The sequence below is a fragment of the Natronococcus jeotgali DSM 18795 genome (assembly GCF_000337695.1).
GTDB classification, from domain to species: domain Archaea; phylum Halobacteriota; class Halobacteria; order Halobacteriales; family Natrialbaceae; genus Natronococcus; species Natronococcus jeotgali.
Genome location: NZ_AOIA01000129.1, coordinates 1 through 23,030, shown reverse-complemented (window position 1 = coordinate 23,030; position 23,030 = coordinate 1). Strand labels below are relative to the sequence as shown.

Sequence of the window (23,030 nt, the reverse complement as noted above, 5' to 3'; positions counted from 1 at the left end):
AGCCTAAAGACACGTTTGGTCGACCCTGGGATGGGGTAGCTACATGTAGTCGGCGGAATACCTCTCCCGCATGAGCGACGATCGATCCGCGAACGCCGACGTCCTCGAGAACACGCCCGGCGAGGGCCGAACGCCCGAAGCCGAGCGCATCGAACCCGCGGCGCCCGAGTCGTTCGGACTCGTCCAGGTCTGGTGGGGCGACGGGAAGGGGAAGACGACCGCGACGCTCGGCATGGGGATGCGTGCGGCCGGCCACGGCTACCGGGTCCACCTGCTGCAGTTCATGAAAGGCGGCGCCTCGAGCGTCGAGGCCGTCCGCGGGGAGTACAACGCCATCGCCGCCTTACCGGGGATGAGCTACGAGAACCTCGGCCACTACGGCTGGCACGGGATGGCCGACGGCAGCGACGAGGCCGACCACGAGGCCGAGGCCGAGGCGGGCCTCGAGCGCGCCAGCGAACTGCTCGCGGCGGCCGACGAGGCGGACCTCTCGGCGCCGATCGACCTCGACGCGGACCCCGAGGAGGGAGTCCACCTGCTGGTCCTCGACGAGGTGCTGTACGCGGTCGACCAGGGGCTGCTCGCCGAGGACGACGTCCTCGGGCTGCTCGACGCCAAACCCGACGACCTCGAGCTGGTGCTGTCGGGGAGCCACGCCGAGCCGACCTACCTCGAGGACCGCGCGGACCTGATCACGAACGTCCGGAAGGTGAAACACCCGATCGACGCGGGCCAGCGTGCGCGGCGGGGAACGGAGTACTGAGCGTTCTCCGCCGCCCTCCGCCGCGAGTACCGCCCGTGGACTTATGTTGCTGATCGTACAGTAACGGGGTATGACAGTCGCGCTCGAGACCGTCGATCTGCCGACCGGCGAGACGATCGGCTACCGCGAACGCGAGGGCGGGTCGGTCCCGGCGGTCCTCCTCCACGGGAACATGACCTCCTCGAAACACTGGGATGTCGTCCTCGAGGCGATGGCCGACCGCTACGCGCTGTACGCGATGGACATGCGCGGGTTCGGCGAGTCGAGCTACGAGGAGCCGATCGACTCGCTCGCGGACCTCGCCGAGGATCTGGCGCTGTTCGTCGACGAACTCGGCCTCGAGCGGTTCCACCTCTGGGGGTGGTCCACCGGCGGCGGGGTCGCGATGGAGTACGCCGCGGCCCGCCCCGATCGGGTCCGCAAGCTCGTCCTGCTCGCGCCCGCCAGCACGCGCGGCTACCCGATCTACCGAAAGGACGAGCGGGGGAATCCGACCGACGAGGTGCTGACGACCCGCGAGGAGATCGCGCGAGATCCCGTCCAGGTCGCGCCCGTCCTCGAGGCCCACGAGCGGGAGGATGCGGCGACGATGAAGGCGATCTGGAACCAGCTCATCTACGTCAACGAACGGCCCGACCCGGAGCGATACGACGAGTACGTCGCTGACATGTTCACCCAGCGAAACCTCGTCGACGTCGACTACGCGCTCACCCGGTTCAACGTGAGCGACGAACACAACGGCGTTACGGAGGGCTCCGGACGTGCAGCCGACATCGAGGCCGACACGCTCGTCCTGCGGGGCGAGGACGACCTGGTGATCTCCGAGGCGATGATCGAGGAGACGCTCGCGGATCTGGGCGAGACGGCGACGTTCGTCGAACTGGCGGGCTGTGGCCACTCGCCGCTTATCGACGACCGCGAGCAGCTACTGGAGGAGGTCGAGTCGTTCCTCGAGGCCTGAACCGAGACGACGGTCACGAGTTCAGTCGATCGACGACCCGCTCGAGTCGCAGGTCTGTCGGTCGTCGTCACGAACGCGATTCTATCGCCTCGAGAACCTGTCAGGAGCGCTGAGGCCGCCTTTCGCCTGCAAGGGCAGGGAAAACCCGAAACGGGTACGACGCGGGACGTATGAAGGTCGTCTACAAACCGGGCAACGCCTACGAGGAGATCAACTGCTTCGACTTCCGGGAGTACGAACGCGGCGTCGTCCTCCACGACGAGGAGGGGTACAACATCGGCTACGTCCCCCACGAGATCCTGAGTCACATCGAACCACATCCGGAGGAGGAGGTTACCTTCGACGACAGTGGGCACCGCGGGGAGGCCGACGAGGACGGCGAGGAGTAATCGCTGGAACCGACAGGACGATACCCCGCCCCGCTCGAGTTCGGGGCGATGACGCGGACCCTTCTGGTCGCCGGCACCGCGAGCCACATCGGCAAGTCGACCGTGGTCGCTGGCCTCTGCCGATATCTGGCCGACCGGGGCGTCTCGGTCGCGCCGTACAAGGCACAGAACATGAGCAACAACGCCCGCGTCGCGGTCCGTCCGGAAGCGAGCGACGACCCGGACGGGACGAGCGACGGGAACGACCGCTGGGGAGAGATCGGCGTCTCCCAGTTCGTCCAGGCTCGAGCGGCCAGAATCGCACCGACGACCGACTGCAACCCCGTCCTGCTCAAGCCCCGCGGCGACGGCGAGAGCCAGCTCGTCGTCGGGGGTCGGGCCCGCGAGCACGTTCCCGCGGGCAGCTACTACGAGGAGCACTGGCGCGAGGCCCGCGGGGCCGCCGTCGACGCCTACCGTCGGCTCGCGGCCGACCACGAGGTGATCGTCGCCGAGGGCGCCGGCAGCATCGCCGAGATCAACCTCCGCGATCGGGATCTGGCGAACCTCGAGACGGCCCGCTTCGCCGACGCCGACGTCCTCCTGCTGGTCGACATCGAGCGCGGCGGAGCCTTTGCGAGCCTCTACGGGACGATCGAGCTGCTGCCCGACGATATCCGCGAGCGGGTCGTCGGCGCCGCGATCACCAAGTTCCGCGGGGACCCCGCGCTGCTCGAGCCCGGCATCGAGGAGATCGAATCGCGAACCGGGGTGCCGATCCTGGGCGTGGTCCCCTACGACGATCCGGGGCTGCCCGAGGAGGACAGCGTCGGCCTGCCCGGGCCCGGCGAACGGGGCGTCCTCGGCGCCGACGGCGTCCCCGCGCAGCGACGGCTGACGATCGCCGTCCCTCGCCTGCCGCGGCTCTCGAACGCGACCGACCTCGAGGCGCTTTCGACCGCACCGGGCGTCGCCGTCGAGTTCGTTCCCCTCGAGCGCGGGGACGGGGACCCCCATCCCCTGGCCGACGCGGACGCGGTCGTCCTCCCGGGGACGAAAAACGCCGTCGACGACCTGCGGGCGCTCCGGGCGTCGGCCGTCGGTCCGGCCCTCGAGCGGTTCTCGGGCCCGGTCGTCGGGCTCTGCGGCGGCTATCAGCTGCTGGGCGAGCGGATCACCAACGCCGCGCTCGAGGGGGTCGGCGACGAGGACGTCGTCGAGGGATTGGGCCTGCTCCCGGTCGAGACGCGCTTCGAGCCCGACAAGCGCCTCGAGCGGAACGCCGTGACCGTCGACGGCTCGGCGTCGCCGCTGCTCGCGGACGCCGACGGCGCCGTCGCGCGAGGCTACGAGATCCACGCCGGCCGAACCCGGGCGCTCGAGGCGGTCGACCGACCGCTGGGCGAGACGAGCGCGGCTCGCGGGACGGTCCTCGGTACCTACCTCCACGGCCTGTTCGACGCCGCGCCGGTCCGGGAGGCGTTTCTCGGGACCGTCGCGGCGTCGGCGGGGATCGATCGCCCGGACGACTCGAGCGGGGGCGACGACGCGCGGCCGGCGGATCGGGCCGCGTCGCTGGTCGCGGACAACGTCGATCTCGAGGCGCTGGGGGCGCCGTTCGACGACTAGTCGCGGTAGGTGCCAAGCAGTTCCTCGAGGACGAGACTCTCCCGGTCGGTCGGCTCGTAGTGGTCGTCGATGAACGTCTCGGCGGCCTCGAACTCGCCCCGGAGCCCGTGTTTGCGGACGGTGATGACCGCCTCGAGGAAGAACGATTCGCCGTCGTCGCCCTCGGGAATGTCGAGTTCGGCCTTGATCTCGTCGAAGTTGAAGGTCTCGACGTCGTGGTCCGGATCGACGAGCGTGAGCACGTACTCGGCGGAGAAGCGGTAGAACTCGGACTTGCTCTCGAACATACCGTCGTCGACGAGGCCGTCGATCTGGTCGACGACCGCGTCGGGATATCTGACGGTATCTTTCGCCATACCGGAACTGTTCATAGCGGTGACCTATTACTGTTTCGGGCCTCGAGCGCAGAACGAACCGGTCGCCCGCGGCTTGGAGTTCACAACAGGTTTATTATTTATCATCCGCAATTAGGGGACGCGATGGCAGACAAATCCGAACTCCGCGACCAGATGATCGACGCGTTCAAAGGCGCAGACTACCCCGTCTCGAGCCCGATGGACCTCGTTCCGGCCCTGCCGAACGGACCTGGAACGACGTTCGAGTCCGGCGATTTCTCGATGACGGCCATGGAACTCAACACCAAGACCACCGGCGGGGACTTCCCCTACGACGAGCCCGAACCGCTCGTCGACGACATCCTCGAGGACCTCGAGGAGCAGGGAGAGATCTAAGGCGAGCGGGACGTTCGAACGGACCGTTTTCTCGCGGCGGGTCGCGGACCGGGGGGCAACCGCCGGATATGAGTACTGCGAATGGCCAAGCACTTACGTCGGTGGCCGGTGACGTTCCCGAAGGAGTCCGATCGGCGCGGACGGCCGCCGGAAACTGGTTCGAGACGCTATGCAAGACGTAACCATCGACGCGACGGTCGCCCTGATCACGGAGTCCGCCGAGAGCGAACTGTCGACGGCGCTCGAGACGACTTCCTCGCTTCGCGTCCGGACGATCCCGCCCGATCGGGCCCTCGAGTCGCTTCGGGGGGCCGCCGGCGAGGAACCCGCGGCAGTCGTCCTCGCGTCCGATCGCCCGGCGACGATCCGATCGGTCCTCGACGGCGTGCAGTCGGCGCTGCAGGTGGCGCCGGTCGTCGTCGCGCCGCCCGAGGGCAGCGAACGCGCCGCGGCGGCCGCGCTGCGGGCGGGCGCGACCGAATACGTCGCGGCGGACGATCCCGAATCGAAGGCCAGCCGGATCGTCGAGGTGATCGCCGACCCGTCGATCGGCGAATCGGCGGTGTACCACCGCATCCTGGCGAACGAGCTCCCCGACGAGGCGTTCGTCATCGACGAGGACGGCACGTACCTCGAGTCGAAGGTCCGTCCCGAGGCGGCGGCGCTGTACACGGCGCCCGCGGACGGACTCGTCGGGCGGACGCTCGAGTCGGTGTTCCCCGAGGACGTCGCCGAGCGACTGCAGTCGTCGCTCGAGCGCGCGATCGAAACCGACGCGACCCAGTCGATCGAGTACGGCGCCGACACGACCGAGGGACGGCGCCGGTACGAGGCCCGGATCGTGCCGATCGACGGTCGGATCGGGGGACAGCGCGCGGTCGTCTGGCTGGCCAGGGACATCACGGAGCGGGCCGAGCGCGAGCGAGAGCTACAGTCCCGCCGGGAGCAACTCGAGACCGTCAACCGGATCAATCAGGTCGTCCGGCAAGTGATCGAGACGCTCGTGGAGGCGCCGACCCAGGGGACCATCGAGCGGAAGGTCTGCGAGCAACTGGTCGAGTCGGAGCTATACTGCGGCGCCTGGATCGCCGAGCGCACCGGGGAGGGGGAGCTCGCCTATCGAATCGGCGACGGCACCGCCCGGAACTACCTCGAGGCCGTCGAGAACTGCGACCCGCGGGATCAGCGGCCGGCCCAGCGGGCGGTCACGACCGGCGAGATCCAGTCGATCGACGACGTGCCCGGCGACGAGTCGGTCCCCGAGGAGATCCGCGAGGCCGCCCGTGCCGACGGGATCGACGCCGCCGTCGTCGTCCCGATCGTTCACGGCGGGACGACCTACGGCGTCCTCGCGGTGGTCTCGAACCGGAACGACACCTTCAGCGAGAGCGAGCGAAGCGGGTTCGAGCTGCTCGGGGAGACGACGGGGTTTACCATCAGCGCGGTCAAGAACCGCCAGCTGCTGTTTTCCGACACCGTCCTCGAGCTCGAGTTCCGAATCGACGACGGCGATTCCTTCTCGTTCGACCTCACGAGGGAGTACGACTGCAGGATATCGATGGAGTGGGCCGGGTCGACCGCCGACGGCCGAATCTTCCAGTACCTGACCGTCGACGGACTCGACGGGGAGACCGCCCTCGAGGAGGCCGAGAACCACGACTCGATCGAGGAGTGTCGACTCATCTACGACGGCCCCGACCGCTGTACGCTCGAGATCAGATTGCGGGATTCGGGCGTGCAGACCCTCTTTCACCACGGCGCGACGATCCGGGATATAGTCGTCGAGGACGGCTCCGCGTCCGTCCTGGTCGAGGTGCCCCGCGACGCCGACGTCCGGGAGGTCGCCGAGGCCCTGAAGTACGTCTACGAGGAGACCGAACTCGAGGCCCGCCGGGAGGTCGACCACCCCGTCAGGACGGCCGCCGAACGCCGCGACGACGTGTTGGGTCGGCTCACCGAGCGGCAGCTGGCGACCCTGCGCCGCGCCTACTACAGCGGCTTCTTCGACTGGCCCCGCGAGAGCACGGGCGAGGAGATCGCGGAGGCGATGGAGGTCTCGCCGCCGACGATGCACCAGCACCTCAGGAAGGGCCTCAAAACGGTACTCGGCGAACTGTTCGAGGAGAGCGACGGCGCGATCTGAAAGCCGGCGGCGGTGGAAACGGTAGGTGGTGGCGTTTCGAACGGTTCCCGTCGCGCCGGCGCCTTCGACCGACGAAGGCGGGTTCGGGTAGGTGCTCGAGCGCTATAAGGGTAAAGAATCGGCTGACAGCGCAGGGGATCGACCGCTCGTCACTCCCGTTCCGACCGTCCGCCGGTCGCGCGGGCGATCGCCTCGTCGACCAGTCCCTGCGAGAGCAGCGCCGCGGCTCGATCGACGTCCGCGTGGACGGGTCGATCCGCCTCGAGTGAGGGGACGACCCCGCGAATCACCTCGTAGACGGCGCTCGTCCCGACGCCGAGCGACAGCGGGTCGTCGGTCTCGAAGGCGTCGTCGACGTACTCCGCGGCCTGGGCCGCACAGACGAGTTCGGCGCCGACGACCTGCGTCGCGTTCTCGACGGCCCGTCGGGCGTGCAGCGCCGACTGGGCGCTCATGCTGACGTGGTCTTCCTGGCCGCCGCTGACGGGCGTGTTGTCCGCCGAGGCCGCGCCCAGCGACCGCAGCTCGTTGACCGTCGCCGCCGCGGTGTACTGGGCGATCATGTAGCCCGACTCGACGCCGCCGTCGGCGGCGAGAAACGGCGGCAGATGGGGCTCCTGGAGGTTGGGGTTCAGCAGGCGGTCGATCCGTCGCTCGCTGATCGCCGCGAGGTCGGTCAGCGCGAGGCGTGCGTACTCGAGGCGGAGCGCCAGCGGCGTCCCGTGGAAGTTCCCGCCCGAGAGCACCGCCGCGCGGTCGGTGCCCGAGGCGCGGTCGTCGACCCGGTCGCCCGCGAACACCAGCGGGTTGTCCGTTGCGCTGTTGAGTTCGATGGAGACGGCCTCCCGGAGGTGAGCCAGGGCATCGCGGACCGCCCCGTGGACCTGCGGGAGACACCGCAGCGAGTAGGCGTCCTGGACCCGATCGCAGTTGCGGTGGGCCTCGACGATCTCGCTGCTCGCGGTGAGCTCGCGGACCGCCCGGGCGCTCTCGAGCTGGCCCGCGTGCGGACGCGCCTCGTGGATCGCCGAGTCGGCCGTCGCCGTCGTTCCCAGCGACGTCTCGATCGTCAGCGCGCCAGCGGCGTCCGCGCCGCGGACGAGTCGCTCGCCGTCGACGACCGCGAGGGCCGCCAGTCCGGCGGTCAGCTGCGTCCCGTTGATCAGCGCGAGCCCCTCCTTGGGCTGCAACGAGAGCGGCTCGAGGCCGATCCGGGCGAGGGCGTCCCCGCCCGAGAGCCGTTCGTCGTCCTCGTCCGCGACCTCTACCACGGCCTCTCCCTCGCCGATCAGCACCAGCGACAGGTGAGCCAGCGGCGCGAGGTCGCCGCTGGCGCCGAGGCTCCCCCGCGACCGAACGACCGGGAGGACCCCCTCGTTGCAGATCGAGACGAGGTGGTCGACGACCGTCTCGCGGATCCCCGAGTAGCCCGTTACGAGGGCGTTGATCCGGGCGACCAGCATCGCGCGGACCTCCTCGCGCTCGAGCTCGCGTCCCGCCCCGGCGGCGTGGCTGCGCAGCAGGTTCGTCTGGAGCTGCTCGAGCTCCGCCGGCGGGATGCGCTCGTCGACCAGCTCGCCGAAGCCCGTGTTCAACCCGTAGACGGCCTCGCCGCTCGCGATCACGTCTTCGACGCGGGCTCGGGACTCCCTGACCCGCTCGCGGGCCGCCTCGGCGACCTCGATTCGAGCCCCGTCCCGCGCGACCGCGGCGACGTCCTCGGGCGCGAGCGACTCGCCGTCGAGGACGACGGTCATCGAAACACACCCCCGGTCGGGGCCGTCGCTCGTGGGCGGCCCGCACACGAACGCCCAACGGGCATCCGTGCGGGGATCCGAGTGGCGGTCACATGCCAAACGCAGCGATCGTCGTTCTCGCCGGTACGGAATCGGCGTCCGACCTCGGCCGCGTCGTCAACGGTCTCCAGACCGCCACGGAGTTCGACGACGCCGGCGACGACGTCGAGATCATCTTCGACGTTCGAAAATCGCTGCGCGATTTTCGTGCCAACCAGAACGCTTAGCGTTCTGGTGACGGAGCGGGCACCCAGTGGGTCGGCGAACTCGAGGACGAGGACCACGACTACCACGCGCTGTACGCCGACGTCGCGGAGCACGTACGGGTCTGTAATTACTGCGCGGGCGCCTACGACGTCGAGGACGAGGTCGAGGAGAGCGAGGCCGACCCCATCGACGAGTACGAGGGCCACCCGAGCATCCGCTCGCTCGTCGACGACGGCTACGAAATCATCACCTACTGAGGCTCCCTTCTGCGGGTTCGATCCGATCCGCGCGGTCGGCGACGGGTCGACCACCGCCGCCGTCGCAGCCGTCATTCGTACACCACCTCCCCCGACTTGAGCACCGCCTCGACCGCCGACGTGTCGAGCCGGTAGGCGACGTGGACGTACGACGGCGCCTCGAGCACGACGGCGTCGGCTGGCGCCCCCTCGCGGAGGGTTCCGGTCCCGTCCTCGAGACCGAGCGCCAGCGCCGCGTTCCGGGTCGCGGCCAGCAGCGCCTCCGCGGGCGTCAGCCCCATCTCGACCGCGCCGAGCGTCTGGACGAACTCCATGCTCCGGGAGTGACAGTTGGGGTTGAAGTCGGTCGCCAGCGCGACGGGCGCGCCCGCCTCGAGGAACGCCCGCGCGTCGGCGTAGCCCTCGCCGAGGCCGAAGGCGGTCCCCGGGAGCAGGACGGGGACGACCCCGCTCTCGACGAGCGCGTCGACGTCCTCGTCGGTCGCACACAGCAGGTGGTCGGCGCTGACGGCGCCGAGCTCGGCCGCGAGCTCCGCGCCGCCGAGGCGGGTGAACTCCTCGGCGTGGATCTTCGGCTCCAGCCCGCGCTCGCGGCCGGCCTCGAGGACCCGTCTCGACTGGTCGACACCGAAGACCCCTTCCTCGCAGAAGACGTCGCAGAAGGCGGCGATCCCCTGCTCGGCGACCGCGGGGAGTTGCTCGCCGATCACCTCGTCGACGTACGCCTCGGCGTCCACTCGCTCCGGAACCGCGTGGGCGCCCATGAACGTCGGGACGAGATCGACGGGCTGGCGTGCGTCCGCGCGGTCGATCGCCGCGAGCAGCCGTAGCTCGGTCTCGGTATCGAGTCCGTACCCCGACTTCACCTCGGCCGTCGTCGTGCCGTGGGCGAGCATCGTCTCGAGGTGACCCGCGAGGCTCGCGACTAGCCGATCGTCGCCCGCCTCGCGAACCGCCCGAACGGTTCGGAGGATCCCGCCGCCCTCAGCGAGAATCTCCCGATACTCGGCGCCCCCCAGCTTGGCCGCGAACTCGTCGGACCGATCGCCCGCGAAGACGGCGTGGGTGTGGGGGTCGACGAACCCCGGCACGACCGCCCGTCCGTCCGCGTCGATCGCCGTGGCGGCGTTCTCCGGCGGGTACTCGCGGGTGATCGCCTCGCTCGAGGCGACGGCGACGACCTCGCCGTCGACCGCGGCGAACGCGGCGTCCTCGCGGATCTCGAGGGGGCCGTCGGAGTCGTCCTCGCCCGGTCCGACGACGAGTTCGCCGATACCGTAGACGACAGAGAGATCGCCGCCGCTCATCGCCGTCCCTCCGTATATCCCGCGAGGAAGTGTGCGATCGCCCGCGCGGCGGCGTCGGCCGTCAGCCCGTCGCGGTCCAGCGGCGGGGCGCACTCGACGACCTCGAAGCCGGCGACGCGGTCGTCGCTCGCGAGGACGCGAAGCAGGCGAAACAGCTCCCGGGTCGTGAGCCCGCCGGGCGTCGGCGCGCTGACGCCCGGCGCGGCGCTCGCGTCGAGGACGTCGCAGTCGAGGCTGACGTAGACGGCGTCGGCGTCGGCGACCGCCTCGAGAGCGCGGTCGGCGGCCTCGACGACGTCGTCGCCGACCTCCTCGCTCGTGACGACCGCGGCGCCGCGCTCGCGACAGTAGTCGTGGTACGCGGTGGACGTTTCGAAGTGGCGGGCGCCGACGCAGGCGTAGCCCGCGAGCCCGTCCGCGAGCAGCTGGCGGTACGGCGTCCCGCTGGTGGGGCCGTCCGCGAGCACGCGGACGTCGAGGTGGGCGTCGAGGTTGACGGCGCCGACCGCGCCGTTCTCGAGCAGCGGCGCGACGTTCGAGTAGGTCAGCGAGTTGTCGCCCCCGACGAAGATCGGCAGGGCGCCGCTCTCGTGGACGCGTCGGGTCGTCTCGCGGAGTTCGGCCCGTACCGCGGCGGGATCGGGATCCGAGTCGGCGTCCTCTGACTCGAGGTCGTCGACCAGCGCGGCGATGTCGCCGAGATCCGCGACCCCCGCGACGGGCCCGCCGTCGAAGTGGTGGGTCTTGGTCCGGGCCAGCGCCCGCCTGATCGCGGGCGGTCCTTCCCTGGCGCCCCGTCGGCCGAGGACGGCGCCGTCGTACGGTTCGCCGACGAGGACGGCCGCGTACTCGCCGGCGTCCTCGAGGGCGACCCGATCGACGATATCGCCGAACAGTTCGTCGTTGGGGTCGCCGTCGGCGAGGGCGTCCCAGCCCCCGGTGGACGCCCAGTCGGGGTTGGTCGCGAACCGGGCGGCGTCTGCCGGTTCTCGGTCGTCGCTCATCGGCGCTCCTCCATCGGAACGTGAACGTCAGACTCGCGGGCCTCCTCGAGGGCCGCGTCGTAGCCCGCGTCGGCGTGGCGAACGACGCCCGTTCCGGGATCCGTCGTAAACACGGCCTCCGCCTTTTCGGCGGCGAGTTCGGAGCCGTCGAGCACGACGTGGTTGTTCGCGTGCAGTGAGTTGCCGATACCGACGCCGCCGCCGTCGTGGACGCTGACGATGTCGGCGCCGGCCGCGCAGTTGAGCAGGGCGTTGAGGATCGGCCAGTCGGCGACGGCGTCGGTGCCGTCGGCCATCGCTTCGGTCTCGCGGTTCGGGCTCGCGACCGAGCCGGCGTCGAGGTGGTCTCGGGTAACGACGATCGGCGCCGCGATCTCCCCCTCGGCGACGAGCTCGTTGATCCGCAGGGCGAAGCGGGCCCGCTCGGTCAGGCCGTCGGCATCGTCGCCCGCCCGGTACCCCAGCCAGCAGACCCGCGCGGGCAGCCCCTGAAACTCGACTCGCTCCCGTGCGAGGTCGATCCAGCGGCGGAGGTGGTCCTTCTCGGGGAACAGCTCGAGGACGGCCTCGTCGGTGCGGCGGATGTCGGCGGGATCGCCCGACAGCGCCACCCACCGAAACGGCCCCTTGCCTCGACAGAACAGCGGGCGGACGTACTCGGGGACGAACCCCGGGAAGTCGAACGGCTGGCGATCCTCCGGATCGCTGCCCGACAGGGGCCAGCGGCCCCCGTCGACGGACTCGCGGTTGCGGTGGTCGGCGACCTGGCCGCGGATGTTGTTCCCGTACTCGAAGGCGATCGCCCCCCGGTCCTGCAGCTCGAGGATCGCGTCGACGTGGCGCTCCATCGTCTCGAGGCTCTCGGCGACGTACGTTTCGGGATCGGTCTCGCGCAGCTCGTCGGCCTCGGCGACGGCGTACCCCGACGGGTAGTACCCCTCGAGCTCGTCGTGGGCGCTGGTCTGATCGGTGACGACGTCGGGGACGAACCCGCGTTCGAGCATCGCCTCGAGGGCGTCGGCGGCGTTGGCGTGGACGCCGACGCTGTAGGGCTCGCCGTCCTCGGCGGCCGCCTCGGCCGCGTCGATCGCCGCGCCGAGGTCGTCGGTCTTCTCCCGGCAGTAGCCCGTCTCGAGGCGCCGATCGATGCGGGTCTCGTCGACCTCCGCGGCGATGCAGACGCCGCCGTTCATCGTCACCGCCAGCGGCTGAGCGCCGCCCATTCCACCGAGCCCGCCGGTGACGACGATCTTTCCCGTCAGCCCCTCGGTCTCGGGGTAGTGCTGGGCGGAGAGCTCGGCGAGGGTCTCGTAGGTCCCCTGAACGATCCCCTGGGTGCCGATGTAGGCCCACGAGCCGGCGGTCATCTGGCCGTACATGATCTTTCCCTCGGCCTCGAGCGCGTGGAAGTGCTTCCAGTCGTCCCACCTGCCGACGAGATTGGAGTTGGCGATCAACACCCGCGGCGCGCGCTCGTGGGTCTCGAACCGACCGACGGGTTTGCCCGACTGGACCAGCAGCGTCTCCGCGTCGCCCAGCTCCCGGAGCTCCGCACAAATCGCGTCGTAGGCGTCCCAGGAGCGGGCCGCCCGCCCGGTGCCGCCGTAGACGACCAGGTCCTCGGGTCGCTCGGCGACCTCGGGATCGAGGTTGTTGTTCAGCAGTCGGAGGGCGGCCTCCTGACGCCAGCCGCGACACTCGAGGTCCGCGCCCGTCGGCGCGCCCCGGTACTCCCGCCACTGGTCGCTCGGCTCGCCGACGGTGAACGACGCGTCCGATCGGTGCATACGACGGCAGTATGCGTCGCTGTCCCAAGGCTATTCGGGTCGGTTCGATCGACCCGTCCGGGAGCGGGCATAACGCGCGGCCATAGTAACCCGAACGTCGAGGTGCGCGGGACGGTTTCGATCGAGTACCGCGACGCGACGACCGACGGGCTCGACGGCGGGCGATCCGCCGTGGCCGACGACGCAGTCGGACTCGTCTCGAAGGCAGACAGTACGAGCGATCCGACCCGTCGTAGTCCGAATGTAACCGTTTTAGGACGAGCCGTCGTAGTGCGTAGGGAGCGACAAACGCGGACCGCGGACGGGAACGGAGACATGGACACCGAGGAAACGGACGAGGAGCGCGCGGGGTTCACGCGGCGCCAGCTGCTGGCGGGACTGGCCGGCTCGACCGCCTCGGTGGCCACCGTCGGCACGCTGGGGTACGCGAGGCTGGATCCGGTCGATCGGCTCGAGGTCCGGGTGTGGGTCTCCGAGCGAGCCGCGGCGTACGACGGCGTCGCCGAGCGCGTCCGGGAGTACCTCGAGGCCCTGCTGTCCTACGACTACTGGGAGCTCGATCTCTCGGTCGGCGGGACGGTCGCGGTCTCTCGGGAGGACGGCGCCAGCGTAACCAGCGACGGGGAGTGGCCCGCGACGCTCGCGTCGGGCGCGGTCGGACTCGGCGGCGTCGACCCCGTCGCCGACGCCAACCTGCTCGTGACCGACGGCCAGATGACGACCGCGCCGACGGGCTTTGCCCTGCCCCACGTCGCCTCGGTCGGCGGCGCCCGCCATCTCGCGGCGCTGCCGCCGTTCGACGAACTGGAGGGGGTTCGCGACGGCGGCGCGGTCCACCGGATCGTTCCCGACGAGCGTCCGGTTCGGACGATCCAGATCCTGTTGCACGAGGTCGGGCACGCGCTCGGGCTCGATCACGATCACGGCGTCGTCTTTCGCGACGGGGAGCGCGTCGTGGCGACGCCGATGCTCAGCAGCTACGCCTGGGATCCCGACTACGAGGGCGATCGGTCGCGGTGCGGACGCGAGTACCCGCCCGCCGACGGGCGGGAGCGAGCGCTGAGTTTGGCGTTTTCGACGTGCGCGCGTCGCGGCCTCGAGTCCTACGACGGGACCGGACTGTAGCCCGGCGGGATGGTCTCGGGGCGCTACTCCTCGTCGGACTCGCCGCGGGCGAAGCTCCGGCGCTCGCCGGCGTCGTCGATCTCCGGGGAGGGATCCTCGGCGGACGCCTCGCCGTCGCCGCGACCGTCGCTCCGGACGTACGCCTCGAAGTCGTCGACCTCGTCGTACCGGTCGCGATAGACCAGCGCCGCCTGCCCCAGCGGCGTGATCTCGTACAGTCCCGACCGCTCGGCCGGGCCGATCTTCTCGACGAGCCCGTAGTCCTCGAGCACCGGCAGTCTGGTGTTGATGTTCTTCCGGCTCTTGCCGGTGTGGGTCGCCAGGTTGGTCGCGACGTTGCGTCCCTTGTCCTCGAGTTCCTCGAGGATCAGGAAGTCAGTTGGCTGTCGTAGTTTCACTCTCGGTCACGCTCGTAGCAGCCACTATATTTCCAGTGGTGACTAATACTTTCGACTCCGACCGGTGTTTACTAGCGCTGTTCGAATCGGATCAAAAGGGTGCCTCGGACCGACACGGCCGACCTCGGATCGTCTTCGTGGCGGGCGACTACGGCGGTCCGTTCGGACCGGCCCGAACGCGTTCGAGCCCGTCGGTCGCGAGCCACTCGAGCAGCTCGGCAACCCCCTCGGGCGAGCGAACGCGCCCGGAGGCCGCGGTCGGGGCGTCGTCGCCGACCCGGATGCCGATCCCGTCCGGTTCGACCGCGCGGAAGGCCGACTCGTCGGTGACGTCGTCGCCGACGTACACCGGCAGCGTGCCGTCGTCCCGGTCGGCGACGAGCAACTCGACGGCGTTGCCCTTCCCCCAGTCGATCGCGGGACCGATCTCGAGGATCGCCTTCCCGTCCGAGAGCTCGAGCCCGTCGCCGCCGAACCGCGCGACCGTCTCGCGGGTGAGCCGCTCGACCTGGGGTCTGGCGGGTTCGGGCACGGACCGGAAGTGGACCGTCGCCGTCAGGCGCTTGTTCTCGACGCGGGCGTTCGGCACGGGATCGAGCGCGACCCTCAGGGCCTCGCAGACCTCGTCGATGCGCGCGGCGCGCTTGCGGGCGATCGGGTGAACGGCGACCGAGCCGCCCCGCTCGAGTTCGATGCCGTGGTTGCCGGCGTAGATCCGCGGGCCGTCGACCCGCTCGCGGACGTCCGCGAGCGCGCGGCCGCTGACGATCGCCGTCGTCACCTCGGGCTCGGCCGCGATCTCGTCGAGGGCGTCCTCGACGCGTTCCGTCGGCGCCGCCTCGCCGGGATCGTCGACGATCGGCGCCAGGGTGCCGTCGAAGTCCAGACACAACAGTACCTCCGGCGTGTCGTCCAGTCGCGACCGCACGCGGGGTCGAAGCTCGTCGACCGGTTTCGGCTCGGTGCGTTGGCGTTGCATGTTAGACGAGCGTCGTTCTGGCTCCCCGCTCGTCGTCGTCGGACCCGCTCGAGCAGTGCAGGCGACCGATCGCGGCGAACTGGCTGTCCATCCACGCCTCGAGGTCGGCGCCGAACACGTCCTCGCGCATGTTTCGCATCCGGCGTCGGCGCTCGCTCGCGGGCATCTCGAGGGCGGTCTCGAGGGCGGCGGCGAACGCGTCGGTATCGGTCGGGTCGATCGTCACCGCGTCGGCGCCGAGCCGTTCGTGGGCTCCGGTGTGTTCGCTCAACACCAGGACGCCGTCCTCGTCGACGCTCGAGGCGACGAACTCCTGGGCGACGAGGTTCATCCCGTCCAGCAGCGGGCTGATGACCATCGCGTCGGCCCGTCGGTAGAGGCCACAGAGGTGCTCCCGGGAGACGTACTCCTCGGTGTAGACGATCGGCTGCCAGTCGTCGGTGCCAAAGCGGCTGTTGATTCGGGTGACCTCGCTGCGGACCAGCTCGCCGAGGCGCTCGTAGGCCGGGATGCCGGTCCGCGAGGGCGTGGCCTTCTGGAGGAACGTGAACTCGCCGCGTCGGTCGGGGTTGCGCTCGAAGAACCGCTCGAGCGCGGCGAGCCGTTCGGGGATCCCTTTCGAGTAGTCGAGGCGGTCGACGCCCAGCCCGAGCGTGACCTCCGGGGAGACGCCGAACCGCTCGAGCAGCGCGTCCGTCCCCTCGACCTCGCGGGCGGTCTCGTCGTAGGTGTCGGCGTCGACGCCCATCGCGGCGGTCGCTAGGCGGGTCGTTCCGCCGTCGTAGTCGACGAGCCAGCGGTCGTGGTCGACGACCGCGCCGTCGAGGTACTGCTCGACGCACTCCATGAACAGGCGCGCGTACCGGTCGACGTGGAACCCGAGCAGGTCGTTTCCGAGTAGCCCAACGAGGAGTTCCTCGTCGGCCGGACACTCGGCGAACGTCTCCGGGGTCGGCCACGGGATGTGCCAGAAGTGCGCGATGGTGGCCGCTTCCGGGATCTGTCGGCGGATCAGCCGCGGCGCGAGCCCGAAGTGGTAGTCCTGGATCCAGACGACCGACTCCGCCGTCGCGTGCTCGGCGACGGCGTCGGCGAACCGCTCGTTGACGGTGCGGTACCACTCGAAGTCGTTCGCCCAGGCGTCCCCGTCGTCGATCAGGTCGGGGAACTCGTGACACAGCGGCCAGAGTACCTGGTTGCTAAAGCCGTAGTAGTAGGAGTCGACGGCCTCCTCGGAGAGTTCGATCCGGTGGAGCGTGTACGACTCCTCGTCCGGCGGGACGGCGACGCAGCCGTCGTCGTCCGTGACCGCGAAGTCGGCGTCGCCGTCGCCCCAGGCGATCCAGGTGCCGTTTGCCTCCCGGACGACCGGATCCAGACCGGCGGTCAGCCCGCCGGCGGGCTCGTCGACGACGATCGAGCCCTCGTCGCCCTCCCCGTCCTCGTACTCGTGGCGGTACGGCTGGCGGTTGGAGACGACGATCAGCGACTCCAGACAGCCCAGACCGTCGCCTTCGGTCTCGTCGGGGCGATTCCCCCCGTCGGCTCGTCGCCCGTCGACACTCCCGTCGGGCGGCCGATGCTCCGTATTTCGCATTCGCTGAAGGAAAACATGGCCCTAGCGGGTCGGTTCGCGGCCTGCATCCGCATGGACCTCTAATACCCTCCGACATCGTTTCGGCCGGGAGACGGGTCACTGCCGCGTACCGTCCTCGAGACCCGAACGCTCTTTTCCCGACGGCGGGAACGCTCGAGATATGCGCTCGCCGTTCGACGACAGAATCGCGGCCTGCCGGCGACGGCTCGAGGCCGTCGGCGCGGAGCTGCTCGTCTGCTCCCCGGGTCCGAACCTCGCGTACCTGACCGGATTCGTCGAGTCGCCGTCCGAGCGACACGTCCTGCTGGTCGTCCCGCGGAACGGCCCGCCGACGCTCGTGGCGCCGGCAATGTACGGGTCCCGGCTCGAGCCCCTCGAGCTGCCCGACGTCCGCCTCTGGGGCGACGAGGCGGACCCGCTCGCGGTCCTCGAGGGCGTCCTCGAGGCGACGCTGCCAGAACGCGGCGACGGGGCGACCGTCCTGCTCGACGACCGCATGTGGACGGCGTTCAACCACGACGTGCGCGCGCTGGCGCCCGACGCCGAGTTCGGGCTCGCGAGCGACGCCCTCGAGGAGCTGCGGCTCCGCAAGGACGACGCTGAACTCGCGGCGCTTCGGCGCGCCGGGGCGATCGCCGACCGCGTCTCGCTGGCGATCCGCGCCCGGGGCGAGGCCCTGCTCGGGACGACCGAGGCCGCACTCGCCGCGGAGATCGATTCGCTGCTGGCGAGCGAGGGCGGCGCGGAGCCCGCCTTCGAGACGATCGTCGCCGCGGGGCCGAACGGCGCCCGCCCCCACCACCACCCCGGCGACCGCGAGATCGAACGCGGCGACCCGATCGTGCTGGACTTCGGCGCGTTCGTCGACGCGGCCCTCGAGGCCGGAACCGCGCGCTACCCCGGCGACCAGACCCGGACGATCGTCGTCGGCGACCCGCCCGCCGAGTACGAACGGGTCCACGAGGTCGTCCGCGAGGCCCAGCGGGCCGCCGTCGAGGCCGTCGAACCCGGGGTCGAGGCCGGCGAGATCGACCGTCTCGCTCGCTCGGTGATCGACGAGGCGGGCTACGGCGACGCCTTCGTCCACCGAACCGGCCACGGGGTCGGCCTCGAGGTCCACGAGCCGCCCTACATCACCGCGGGCAACGACCGCGAGCTCGAGCCCGGCATGGTCTTCTCCGTCGAACCGGGGATCTACCTCGAGGGCGAGTTCGGGGTTCGGCTCGAGGACCTCGTGGTCGTCACCGAGGCGGGCTGCGAGCGGCTGAACGACTCGCCGCGGGGCTGGGAGGTCGGCGAGGACGTCGGTCGGGAGCAGTAGATCGTAGCGCGGCTCCATTGGTGTGAAACTCGCGTTCTATACAGGTGAAGCAGGTACCACCGCTAGAATCCGCGATCGAAGCGAGCGGTTCCCCGCCGAAGCGGGCGAAGCCCGCGGAGGCGGCTTTTTAGCGTAGATTTTTGGAGGAGTGGTGAGCGAGCGACGCGAGCGAACCCGACGAGAAAAAGGTACGTCTGTATTCCTACGTAACGATTCGGCATATTCGGATCCGCGATCCGGGCTGAATACAGAACCCGTATCCTCAACTTCCGACTAGGTTTCGAGGAACGCTCGCAGCTCCTCGCGGTAGACCTCGGGGCGGTCCGCGGGCACCCAGTGGTTCGCCTCCTCGAGGCCGACGAGGTCGGCGCCGTCGATATCGTCCTCGAGTCGCTCGGCGTTCTCGATCGGCTGGAACTCGTCCTCGGCGCCCCACAGCAGCAGCGTTCGGGCGGTCACCGCGGACGGGTCGATCTCGGTCGTGTGGCTCGTGTTCGTCCCGATCGCGTTCCGGGACAGCGAGACCGCGCCCTCCTCGGAGGCCCACTGCTCGACCAACCCCTCGACGAGGGCGTCGTCGGCGTCGCCGTACAGCGTGTCACGAAACACCGACTCGAGGGTCTCCGTCAGGCCGTCGACGCCCATCTCCTCGACCGTCGAGGGCAGCCCGAGGTCGACGATGGTCTCGATCGGCCAGGAGTCGTAGCAGACGGCGTTCGAGAGCACGAGGTCGTCGACCGCGTCGGGTTCGTGGACGGCGTAGCGCAGGCCGACCCCGCCGCCGAGGTCGTGGCCGACGAAGGAAACCGAGTCGAGGCCGAGCCGGTCGAACAGGTCGGCGACCGCCCGCTCCTGGGCCCGGATCGAGCGGTCGAACCGGTCGTCCATCGTCGACTCCCCGTAGCCGACCATGTCGGGGACGATCACGCGGTAGTCGTCGACGAACGCGGGCGCGACGGCCCGCCAGAGGTACGACGAGGTCGGGATCCCGTGGCAGAAGACGAGGGGCTGGCCGTCGCCCTCGTCGTAGTACGCCATCTCGAGGTCGTGGTCGTCGACGGTCACCGTCGTCGACTCGAGTCGGTCGGTCCACTCGTCGTGGTTCATACCGAGCGGTTCGGCGGACCGACGGATAGCGGTTGGCCCTGAACGCGACGCCGCGGTGCCGAGCCGGGCGAGAAACGCTTAGGAACGTCGGGGCCACACACTCGAGCGTGAGCGAAAATCGCGTCGTTCAGGGACGAATGGTCACGGCCGAGAAACTCGCGGAACTGATCGAGGACGACTCCGTCATGGAGGCCGAGTCGATCGCGGACGCCGACGCGGACTGCCCCGACTGCGGCGGGGACGTCCTCGAGGTCGGCTACATGCCCTCGGTCACCGAGTACGTCGTCGGCCGGAAGTGTCAGGATTGCGACTGGAGCGAGACCGACCGGGACTGATCCGGACTACTGTACGTCATTGACGGCACAACTGCGATCCGTCTTGCGGTTGCGCCGGTGAATCGTTACAGCAGACCGTACGAGACGGACCGCCGGAGTACGGACCTCGCGCGGTCGACGGCCGCGGCGCTCGAGGCCGTGAAACGAGATGTGCGTCAGCGGTCGAAACGCGAGCCGCCCTCGAACAAAAGGAAGTCGTCTTCGATCGGGAACGCACCCGTGGGAGATCGTCGGACCGAGCCGTTCAGCGGAGGGGTCGTCGGCGCGCGTTAGTTCTTCTTCTTCTTGCGCTTCTTGCCCTTTTTCTTCCCCTTCTTCTTCTTACCGTCTTTGCCGCCCTTCTTCTTGCCATCGCCGTGCTTCTTCCCCTTCTTCTTGCCGTCTTTGCCGTGCTTCTTGCCCTTCTTTTCGTCCTCGGACTCCTCGCCGTCGGCCTCGTTGACCGCGCGGGCCTCGGCCAGCTGGACGTTCTGGTTGGCCTGGTAGCTCAGCTGCTCGGCCGTCGCCTTCCCGCAGTCGGCCGCGAAGGCGATCGCGGTGTACTGTTCGTTGACGTTCAGCTGCTCGACGAACTGGAGCTGCTCGATCTGGGCCGCGGCCGTCTGCTCGTCGGTGTCGCCGTTCTCGTAGGCCAGGGCCCAGGAGTCGTCGCCGCGGGCGTCGGAGCCGGTGAGCACCGAGTGCGCGCTGCAGTGGCCGCCCTCGACGTTCAGCCCCTCGGCGGTGGCCACCTGTGCGTTGAAGTTGCCCTGGTAGCTCACCTGTCGGGCCGTCGCGTAGCTCTCCTCGACGCCGAGCGCGATCGCCGCGTTCTGCAGGCTGATGTTCTCCTGGCCGACGCGCTGGACCTGGCTGATCTCTGCGGACGCGTCCTGGCCGTTCGACTGCTTGCCGCCGTCGTCGGATCGCTTCACCGCGTCCTTCGGGAGCTCGCCGGACATCTCGGCGCGCTCGAGGATGTCGTCGACCGACTCGACGTCGAAGTTGATCGCCGTCGCCTCGGCGACCTGTTCGTTCAGGTTGAGCTGTGCGCTCACCTGGTAGGCCTCCGCGTTACTGCACTCCCCGACGGCGATCGCGATGGCGACCCCCTGTTCGCTGACGTTGAGCTGGGAGACCTCCTGGGCCTGCTCGACCGACGCCTCGGCGTCCTGGTCGTCGGCCTCGCCGATGTTCGCCGCGGCGGCCGCGGCGTGCTGGTAGTTCTCGTTGCTCTGCCAGCTCCGCTGGTAGGCTTGAGCGCAGCTCCCGTCCTCCGCGACGGCGACCGAGGCGCTCTGGCTGCTGTAGTTGAACTGGTCGACGGTCTGTTCTTGCTCGATCGTCGCGGTGGCGGACTGGTCGTTCTCGTAGGTGTCCTCCCTGGCGACCCAGCCCGAGAACGTCCGGCAACCGGTCTCCTCGGCGAACACGATGTACGCGCGCTTGGGGCCGTCGAACGTCTCGTCTCGGGTTTTCTCCTCGACGTTGAGGGAGGTGGCGCTTCCCGCCTGGGTGTTGACGTTGTCCTGCTCGGCCTCCTGGATCGCCGTCGCCTCGCCGCCGTCGATGGCGATGCTGATGGCGTTGCCCTGCTGGGTGACGTTGAGCTGGTCGACGTCCTGGTACTGGATGACGCTGCCGAACGAGTCCTGTTCCCCGGTGATCTCGTCGTAGTGGTCGTCGACCCAGCCGCCGAGGTCTTTCTCCGAGGCGTCGGCCCCGAAGACCAGGAACAGGTCGTCGCCGTCGAGCTCGTGGGAGTCCTTCGTTTCGTCGTCGTCCTTCCCGTGGCCGCCCTTCTCTTTCTCGTCGTTCTTTGAGCCCGCACGCGAGCGACTCGTCGCCACCGAAAGCGCCCCGATGCCGGCGCCGCTGGCTGCGAGTCCGCTGAGGTACCCTCGTCGCTTCATCGTTCCGCGGTTCGTGTCTTTCTCTGCCATAGCGCACTCTGACCCACAAGAAATTCCTACTCTGTAATTGGCCGACTTATCGAAAGAATCGGACGTCTACCCGGAGTTTGCGGCGTCGCAACCGACCGTACGGCTCGACAGGGAAGCGATACAACTCGACAGGAGACGGATAATTATAGGCGGTCGGAAGGTACGAACGCGGGTCCGATCCCCGCCTCGAGCCGAGACCGGCAAGCGGAGTCGCTTCCGTCCGACGCTCCGGGTTCGCCATCCGTTTTTCGGGGCGCTCGCGGGCTCGCGCCGCGTTTCGTTCGGACCCCGAACGGGATCTTCCAGTCGAAAGGAATAATAGCGGTTGCTAGCTGTCAAAGGACATGGGATACTCCGCAGTGGTGCTCGCGGCAGGGGAAGGGAAGCGCCTTCGGCCGCTGACGACACACCGGCCGAAGCCGATGCTTCCCGCGGCGACGAAGCCGATCCTCGAGCACGTCTTCGACGCGTTGATCGACGCCGGCGTCACCGACATCACGGTCGTCGTCGGCTACCGACGAACGCGCGTGCAATCCGAGTTCGGACCGAGCTACCGCGACGTGCCGCTGACCTACGTCACGCAGGACAAACAGCTCGGCAGCGGCCACGCGCTGCTGGCGGCCGAGCCCGCGACCGAGGGGTCGATGCTGGTCGTCAACGGCGACCAGTTGATCGACAGCCAGATCATCAGGGACGTCGTCGGTGCCCACGACGAGGGGGCGGCCGCGGCGACGCTGGGGCTGGTCCGACGGGCCGACGTCACGCGGTACGGCGGCGTCCTCCTCGAGGACGGGTCGGTTACCGAGATCGTCGAGAACCCCCGGGACGACCGGAGCTACCGACTCAACGCCGGCGTCTACGCCTTCGAACCGTCGATCTTCGACGCGATCCGCGAGAGCGATCCCCGCGCGGGCGAGCAGTCGCTGGTCGACGGCATCGCAACCCTGCTCGAGGACGGGGCCGAGGTCCGTGGAGCCGTCTCGGAGGGGACCTGGATCGACGCCACCTACCCGTGGGACCTGCTGCGGATCGCCGACGATATACTCGAGGCGGGCGAGGGGCGCCGAATCGCCGACAGCGCGTCGGTCCACGAGAGCGCGACCGTCCTCGAGCCGGTCGTGATCGACGACGACTGCGTCGTCGGCCCCGGTGCGGTCGTCGGCCCGAACGTCTGTCTGGGCGAGAACGTGACGGTCGGCTCGAACGCGACCGTCGAGCGCTCGGTCGTCGACACCGACACGCGGGTCGACAATGGCGCCACGGTGCGGGACCTGTCTCTTATACACATCTCTG

20 protein-coding genes and 1 pseudogene are annotated in these 23,030 nt (G+C 69.5%); 11 read left to right on the top strand and 10 right to left on the bottom strand.

The features are described 5' to 3' along the window. The first annotated feature begins 70 nt into the window (after positions 1 to 70). The 4 genes from C492_RS15310 to C492_RS15295 all read left to right on the top strand — a co-directional run bounded on the left by C492_RS15310 (position 71) and on the right by C492_RS15295 (position 3,721). Positions 71 to 763 (top strand): cob(I)yrinic acid a,c-diamide adenosyltransferase, encoded by a 693-nt coding sequence (locus C492_RS15310; protein ID WP_008425212.1) that lies wholly within the window; start codon positions 71 to 73, stop codon positions 761 to 763. A 70-nt stretch (positions 764 to 833) separates the two neighbouring features. Next, positions 834 to 1,724, top strand: a complete 891-nt coding sequence (gene phaZ / locus C492_RS15305; protein ID WP_008425210.1) for an intracellular short-chain-length polyhydroxyalkanoate depolymerase — start codon at positions 834 to 836, stop codon at positions 1,722 to 1,724. A 170-nt stretch (positions 1,725 to 1,894) separates the two neighbouring features. Beyond that, complete coding sequence (locus tag C492_RS15300) at positions 1,895 to 2,113, top strand: hypothetical protein (protein ID WP_008425207.1); 219 nt, start codon at positions 1,895 to 1,897, stop codon at positions 2,111 to 2,113. Between the two features lie 48 nt (positions 2,114 to 2,161). Continuing rightward, positions 2,162 to 3,721, top strand: coding sequence for a cobyric acid synthase (locus tag C492_RS15295; protein ID WP_008425204.1), 1,560 nt, complete (start codon positions 2,162 to 2,164; stop codon positions 3,719 to 3,721). On the opposite strand, the gene C492_RS15290 is transcribed toward C492_RS15295, so the two are convergent. Beyond that, a complete protein-coding gene (locus tag C492_RS15290) occupies positions 3,718 to 4,077 on the bottom strand; it encodes a CopG family transcriptional regulator (protein ID WP_008425202.1) in 360 nt (119 codons plus the stop codon). The two genes, C492_RS15295 and C492_RS15290, sit on opposite strands and share 4 nt — an antisense overlap. 123 nt (positions 4,078 to 4,200) lie before the next feature. Between C492_RS15290 and C492_RS15285 the strand changes: the two genes are divergently transcribed. Further along, the gene (locus C492_RS15285) at positions 4,201 to 4,452 is read left to right on the top strand and encodes an MTH865 family protein (protein ID WP_008425199.1); all 252 of its coding nucleotides are present in this window, start codon (positions 4,201 to 4,203) and stop codon (positions 4,450 to 4,452) included. Between the two features lie 169 nt (positions 4,453 to 4,621). Beyond that, positions 4,622 to 6,595: a bacterio-opsin activator domain-containing protein gene (locus C492_RS15280; protein ID WP_008425197.1), complete on the top strand. Its 1,974-nt coding sequence runs from the start codon at positions 4,622 to 4,624 to the stop codon at positions 6,593 to 6,595. 149 nt (positions 6,596 to 6,744) lie between these two features. Here the strand turns inward: C492_RS15280 and hutH are convergent, their stop codons facing one another. Beyond that, on the bottom strand, positions 6,745 to 8,352 hold the full coding sequence (gene hutH / locus C492_RS15275) for a histidine ammonia-lyase (RefSeq protein ID WP_008425194.1): 1,608 nt from the start codon (positions 8,350 to 8,352) through the stop codon (positions 6,745 to 6,747). Positions 8,353 to 8,444: 92 nt separating this feature from the next. Here hutH and C492_RS25415 point away from each other — a divergent pair. Next, positions 8,445 to 8,855 (top strand): annotated as a pseudogene (locus C492_RS25415) (DsrE family protein). 71 nt (positions 8,856 to 8,926) lie between these two features. Here the strand turns inward: C492_RS25415 and hutI are convergent. From hutI to hutU, 3 genes are read right to left on the bottom strand one after another with little or no spacing between them, the layout of a single operon-like run. Further along, positions 8,927 to 10,162: an imidazolonepropionase gene (gene hutI, locus C492_RS15265; RefSeq protein WP_008425190.1), complete on the bottom strand. Its 1,236-nt coding sequence runs from the start codon at positions 10,160 to 10,162 to the stop codon at positions 8,927 to 8,929. Then, the gene (gene hutG, locus C492_RS15260) at positions 10,159 to 11,166 is read right to left on the bottom strand and encodes a formimidoylglutamase (protein ID WP_008425189.1); all 1,008 of its coding nucleotides are present in this window, start codon (positions 11,164 to 11,166) and stop codon (positions 10,159 to 10,161) included. The genes hutI and hutG overlap by 4 nt, the downstream gene beginning before the upstream one ends. Further along, positions 11,163 to 12,953, bottom strand: a complete 1,791-nt coding sequence (hutU, locus tag C492_RS15255; RefSeq protein WP_008425187.1) for a urocanate hydratase — start codon at positions 12,951 to 12,953, stop codon at positions 11,163 to 11,165. The genes hutG and hutU overlap by 4 nt, the downstream gene beginning before the upstream one ends. A gap of 315 nt (positions 12,954 to 13,268) precedes the next feature. Here hutU and C492_RS15250 point away from each other — a divergent pair, with 315 nt between their 5' ends. Continuing rightward, entirely contained in the window at positions 13,269 to 14,078 is an 810-nt protein-coding gene (locus C492_RS15250; protein ID WP_152424926.1) for a hypothetical protein, read from the top strand. 23 nt (positions 14,079 to 14,101) lie between these two features. On the opposite strand, the gene C492_RS15245 is transcribed toward C492_RS15250, so the two are convergent. The 3 genes from C492_RS15245 to C492_RS15235 form a co-directional block, all read right to left on the bottom strand. Further along, the gene (locus C492_RS15245) at positions 14,102 to 14,476 is read right to left on the bottom strand and encodes a winged helix-turn-helix domain-containing protein (RefSeq protein WP_008425183.1); all 375 of its coding nucleotides are present in this window, start codon (positions 14,474 to 14,476) and stop codon (positions 14,102 to 14,104) included. 148 nt (positions 14,477 to 14,624) lie between these two features. Further along, on the bottom strand, positions 14,625 to 15,455 hold the full coding sequence (otsB, locus tag C492_RS15240; protein WP_008425182.1) for a trehalose-phosphatase: 831 nt from the start codon (positions 15,453 to 15,455) through the stop codon (positions 14,625 to 14,627). A 1-nt stretch (position 15,456) separates the two neighbouring features. After that, positions 15,457 to 17,052, bottom strand: coding sequence for an alpha,alpha-trehalose-phosphate synthase (UDP-forming) (locus C492_RS15235; protein WP_008425180.1), 1,596 nt, complete (start codon positions 17,050 to 17,052; stop codon positions 15,457 to 15,459). A gap of 160 nt (positions 17,053 to 17,212) precedes the next feature. Here C492_RS15235 and C492_RS15230 point away from each other — a divergent pair, with 160 nt between their 5' ends. Next, entirely contained in the window at positions 17,213 to 18,373 is a 1,161-nt protein-coding gene (locus C492_RS15230; RefSeq protein ID WP_008425178.1) for a M24 family metallopeptidase, read from the top strand. A gap of 273 nt (positions 18,374 to 18,646) precedes the next feature. Here the strand turns inward: C492_RS15230 and C492_RS15225 are convergent, their stop codons facing one another. After that, positions 18,647 to 19,480 carry an alpha/beta fold hydrolase gene (locus C492_RS15225; protein WP_008425176.1) on the bottom strand — a complete coding sequence of 278 codons (834 nt, stop codon included), beginning with the start codon at positions 19,478 to 19,480 and terminating at the stop codon, positions 18,647 to 18,649. Between the two features lie 107 nt (positions 19,481 to 19,587). Here C492_RS15225 and C492_RS15220 point away from each other — a divergent pair, with 107 nt between their 5' ends. Next, positions 19,588 to 19,815 (top strand): DUF5795 family protein, encoded by a 228-nt coding sequence (locus C492_RS15220; protein WP_008425173.1) that lies wholly within the window; start codon positions 19,588 to 19,590, stop codon positions 19,813 to 19,815. 269 nt (positions 19,816 to 20,084) lie between these two features. Here C492_RS15220 and C492_RS15215 read toward each other — a convergent pair whose 3' ends face one another. Then, the gene (locus C492_RS15215) at positions 20,085 to 21,737 is read right to left on the bottom strand and encodes a hypothetical protein (protein ID WP_008425172.1); all 1,653 of its coding nucleotides are present in this window, start codon (positions 21,735 to 21,737) and stop codon (positions 20,085 to 20,087) included. A 344-nt stretch (positions 21,738 to 22,081) separates the two neighbouring features. Here C492_RS15215 and C492_RS15210 point away from each other — a divergent pair. Beyond that, positions 22,082 to 23,030 (top strand): sugar phosphate nucleotidyltransferase (locus tag C492_RS15210; protein WP_049893121.1); only part of this gene is annotated, 949 nt, incomplete at its 3' end.

Bases quoted from the DNA above. Each gene is read 5' to 3' on its own strand.
- C492_RS15310 (WP_008425212.1), top strand. From the start codon at position 71: ATGAGCGACGATCGATCCGCGAACGCCGACGTCCTCGAGAACACGCCC.
- phaZ (WP_008425210.1), top strand. From the start codon at position 834: ATGACAGTCGCGCTCGAGACCGTCGATCTGCCGACCGGCGAGACGATC.
- C492_RS15300 (WP_008425207.1), top strand. From the start codon at position 1,895: ATGAAGGTCGTCTACAAACCGGGCAACGCCTACGAGGAGATCAACTGC.
- C492_RS15295 (WP_008425204.1), top strand. From the start codon at position 2,162: ATGACGCGGACCCTTCTGGTCGCCGGCACCGCGAGCCACATCGGCAAG.
- C492_RS15290 (WP_008425202.1), bottom strand. From the start codon at position 4,077: ATGGCGAAAGATACCGTCAGATATCCCGACGCGGTCGTCGACCAGATC.
- C492_RS15285 (WP_008425199.1), top strand. From the start codon at position 4,201: ATGGCAGACAAATCCGAACTCCGCGACCAGATGATCGACGCGTTCAAA.
- C492_RS15280 (WP_008425197.1), top strand. From the start codon at position 4,622: ATGCAAGACGTAACCATCGACGCGACGGTCGCCCTGATCACGGAGTCC.
- hutH (WP_008425194.1), bottom strand. From the start codon at position 8,352: ATGACCGTCGTCCTCGACGGCGAGTCGCTCGCGCCCGAGGACGTCGCC.
- hutI (WP_008425190.1), bottom strand. From the start codon at position 10,162: ATGAGCGGCGGCGATCTCTCTGTCGTCTACGGTATCGGCGAACTCGTC.
- hutG (WP_008425189.1), bottom strand. From the start codon at position 11,166: ATGAGCGACGACCGAGAACCGGCAGACGCCGCCCGGTTCGCGACCAAC.
- hutU (WP_008425187.1), bottom strand. From the start codon at position 12,953: ATGCACCGATCGGACGCGTCGTTCACCGTCGGCGAGCCGAGCGACCAG.
- C492_RS15250 (WP_152424926.1), top strand. From the start codon at position 13,269: ATGGACACCGAGGAAACGGACGAGGAGCGCGCGGGGTTCACGCGGCGC.
- otsB (WP_008425182.1), bottom strand. From the start codon at position 15,455: ATGCAACGCCAACGCACCGAGCCGAAACCGGTCGACGAGCTTCGACCC.
- C492_RS15235 (WP_008425180.1), bottom strand. From the start codon at position 17,052: ATGCGAAATACGGAGCATCGGCCGCCCGACGGGAGTGTCGACGGGCGA.
- C492_RS15230 (WP_008425178.1), top strand. From the start codon at position 17,213: ATGCGCTCGCCGTTCGACGACAGAATCGCGGCCTGCCGGCGACGGCTC.
- C492_RS15225 (WP_008425176.1), bottom strand. From the start codon at position 19,480: ATGAACCACGACGAGTGGACCGACCGACTCGAGTCGACGACGGTGACC.
- C492_RS15215 (WP_008425172.1), bottom strand. From the start codon at position 21,737: ATGGCAGAGAAAGACACGAACCGCGGAACGATGAAGCGACGAGGGTAC.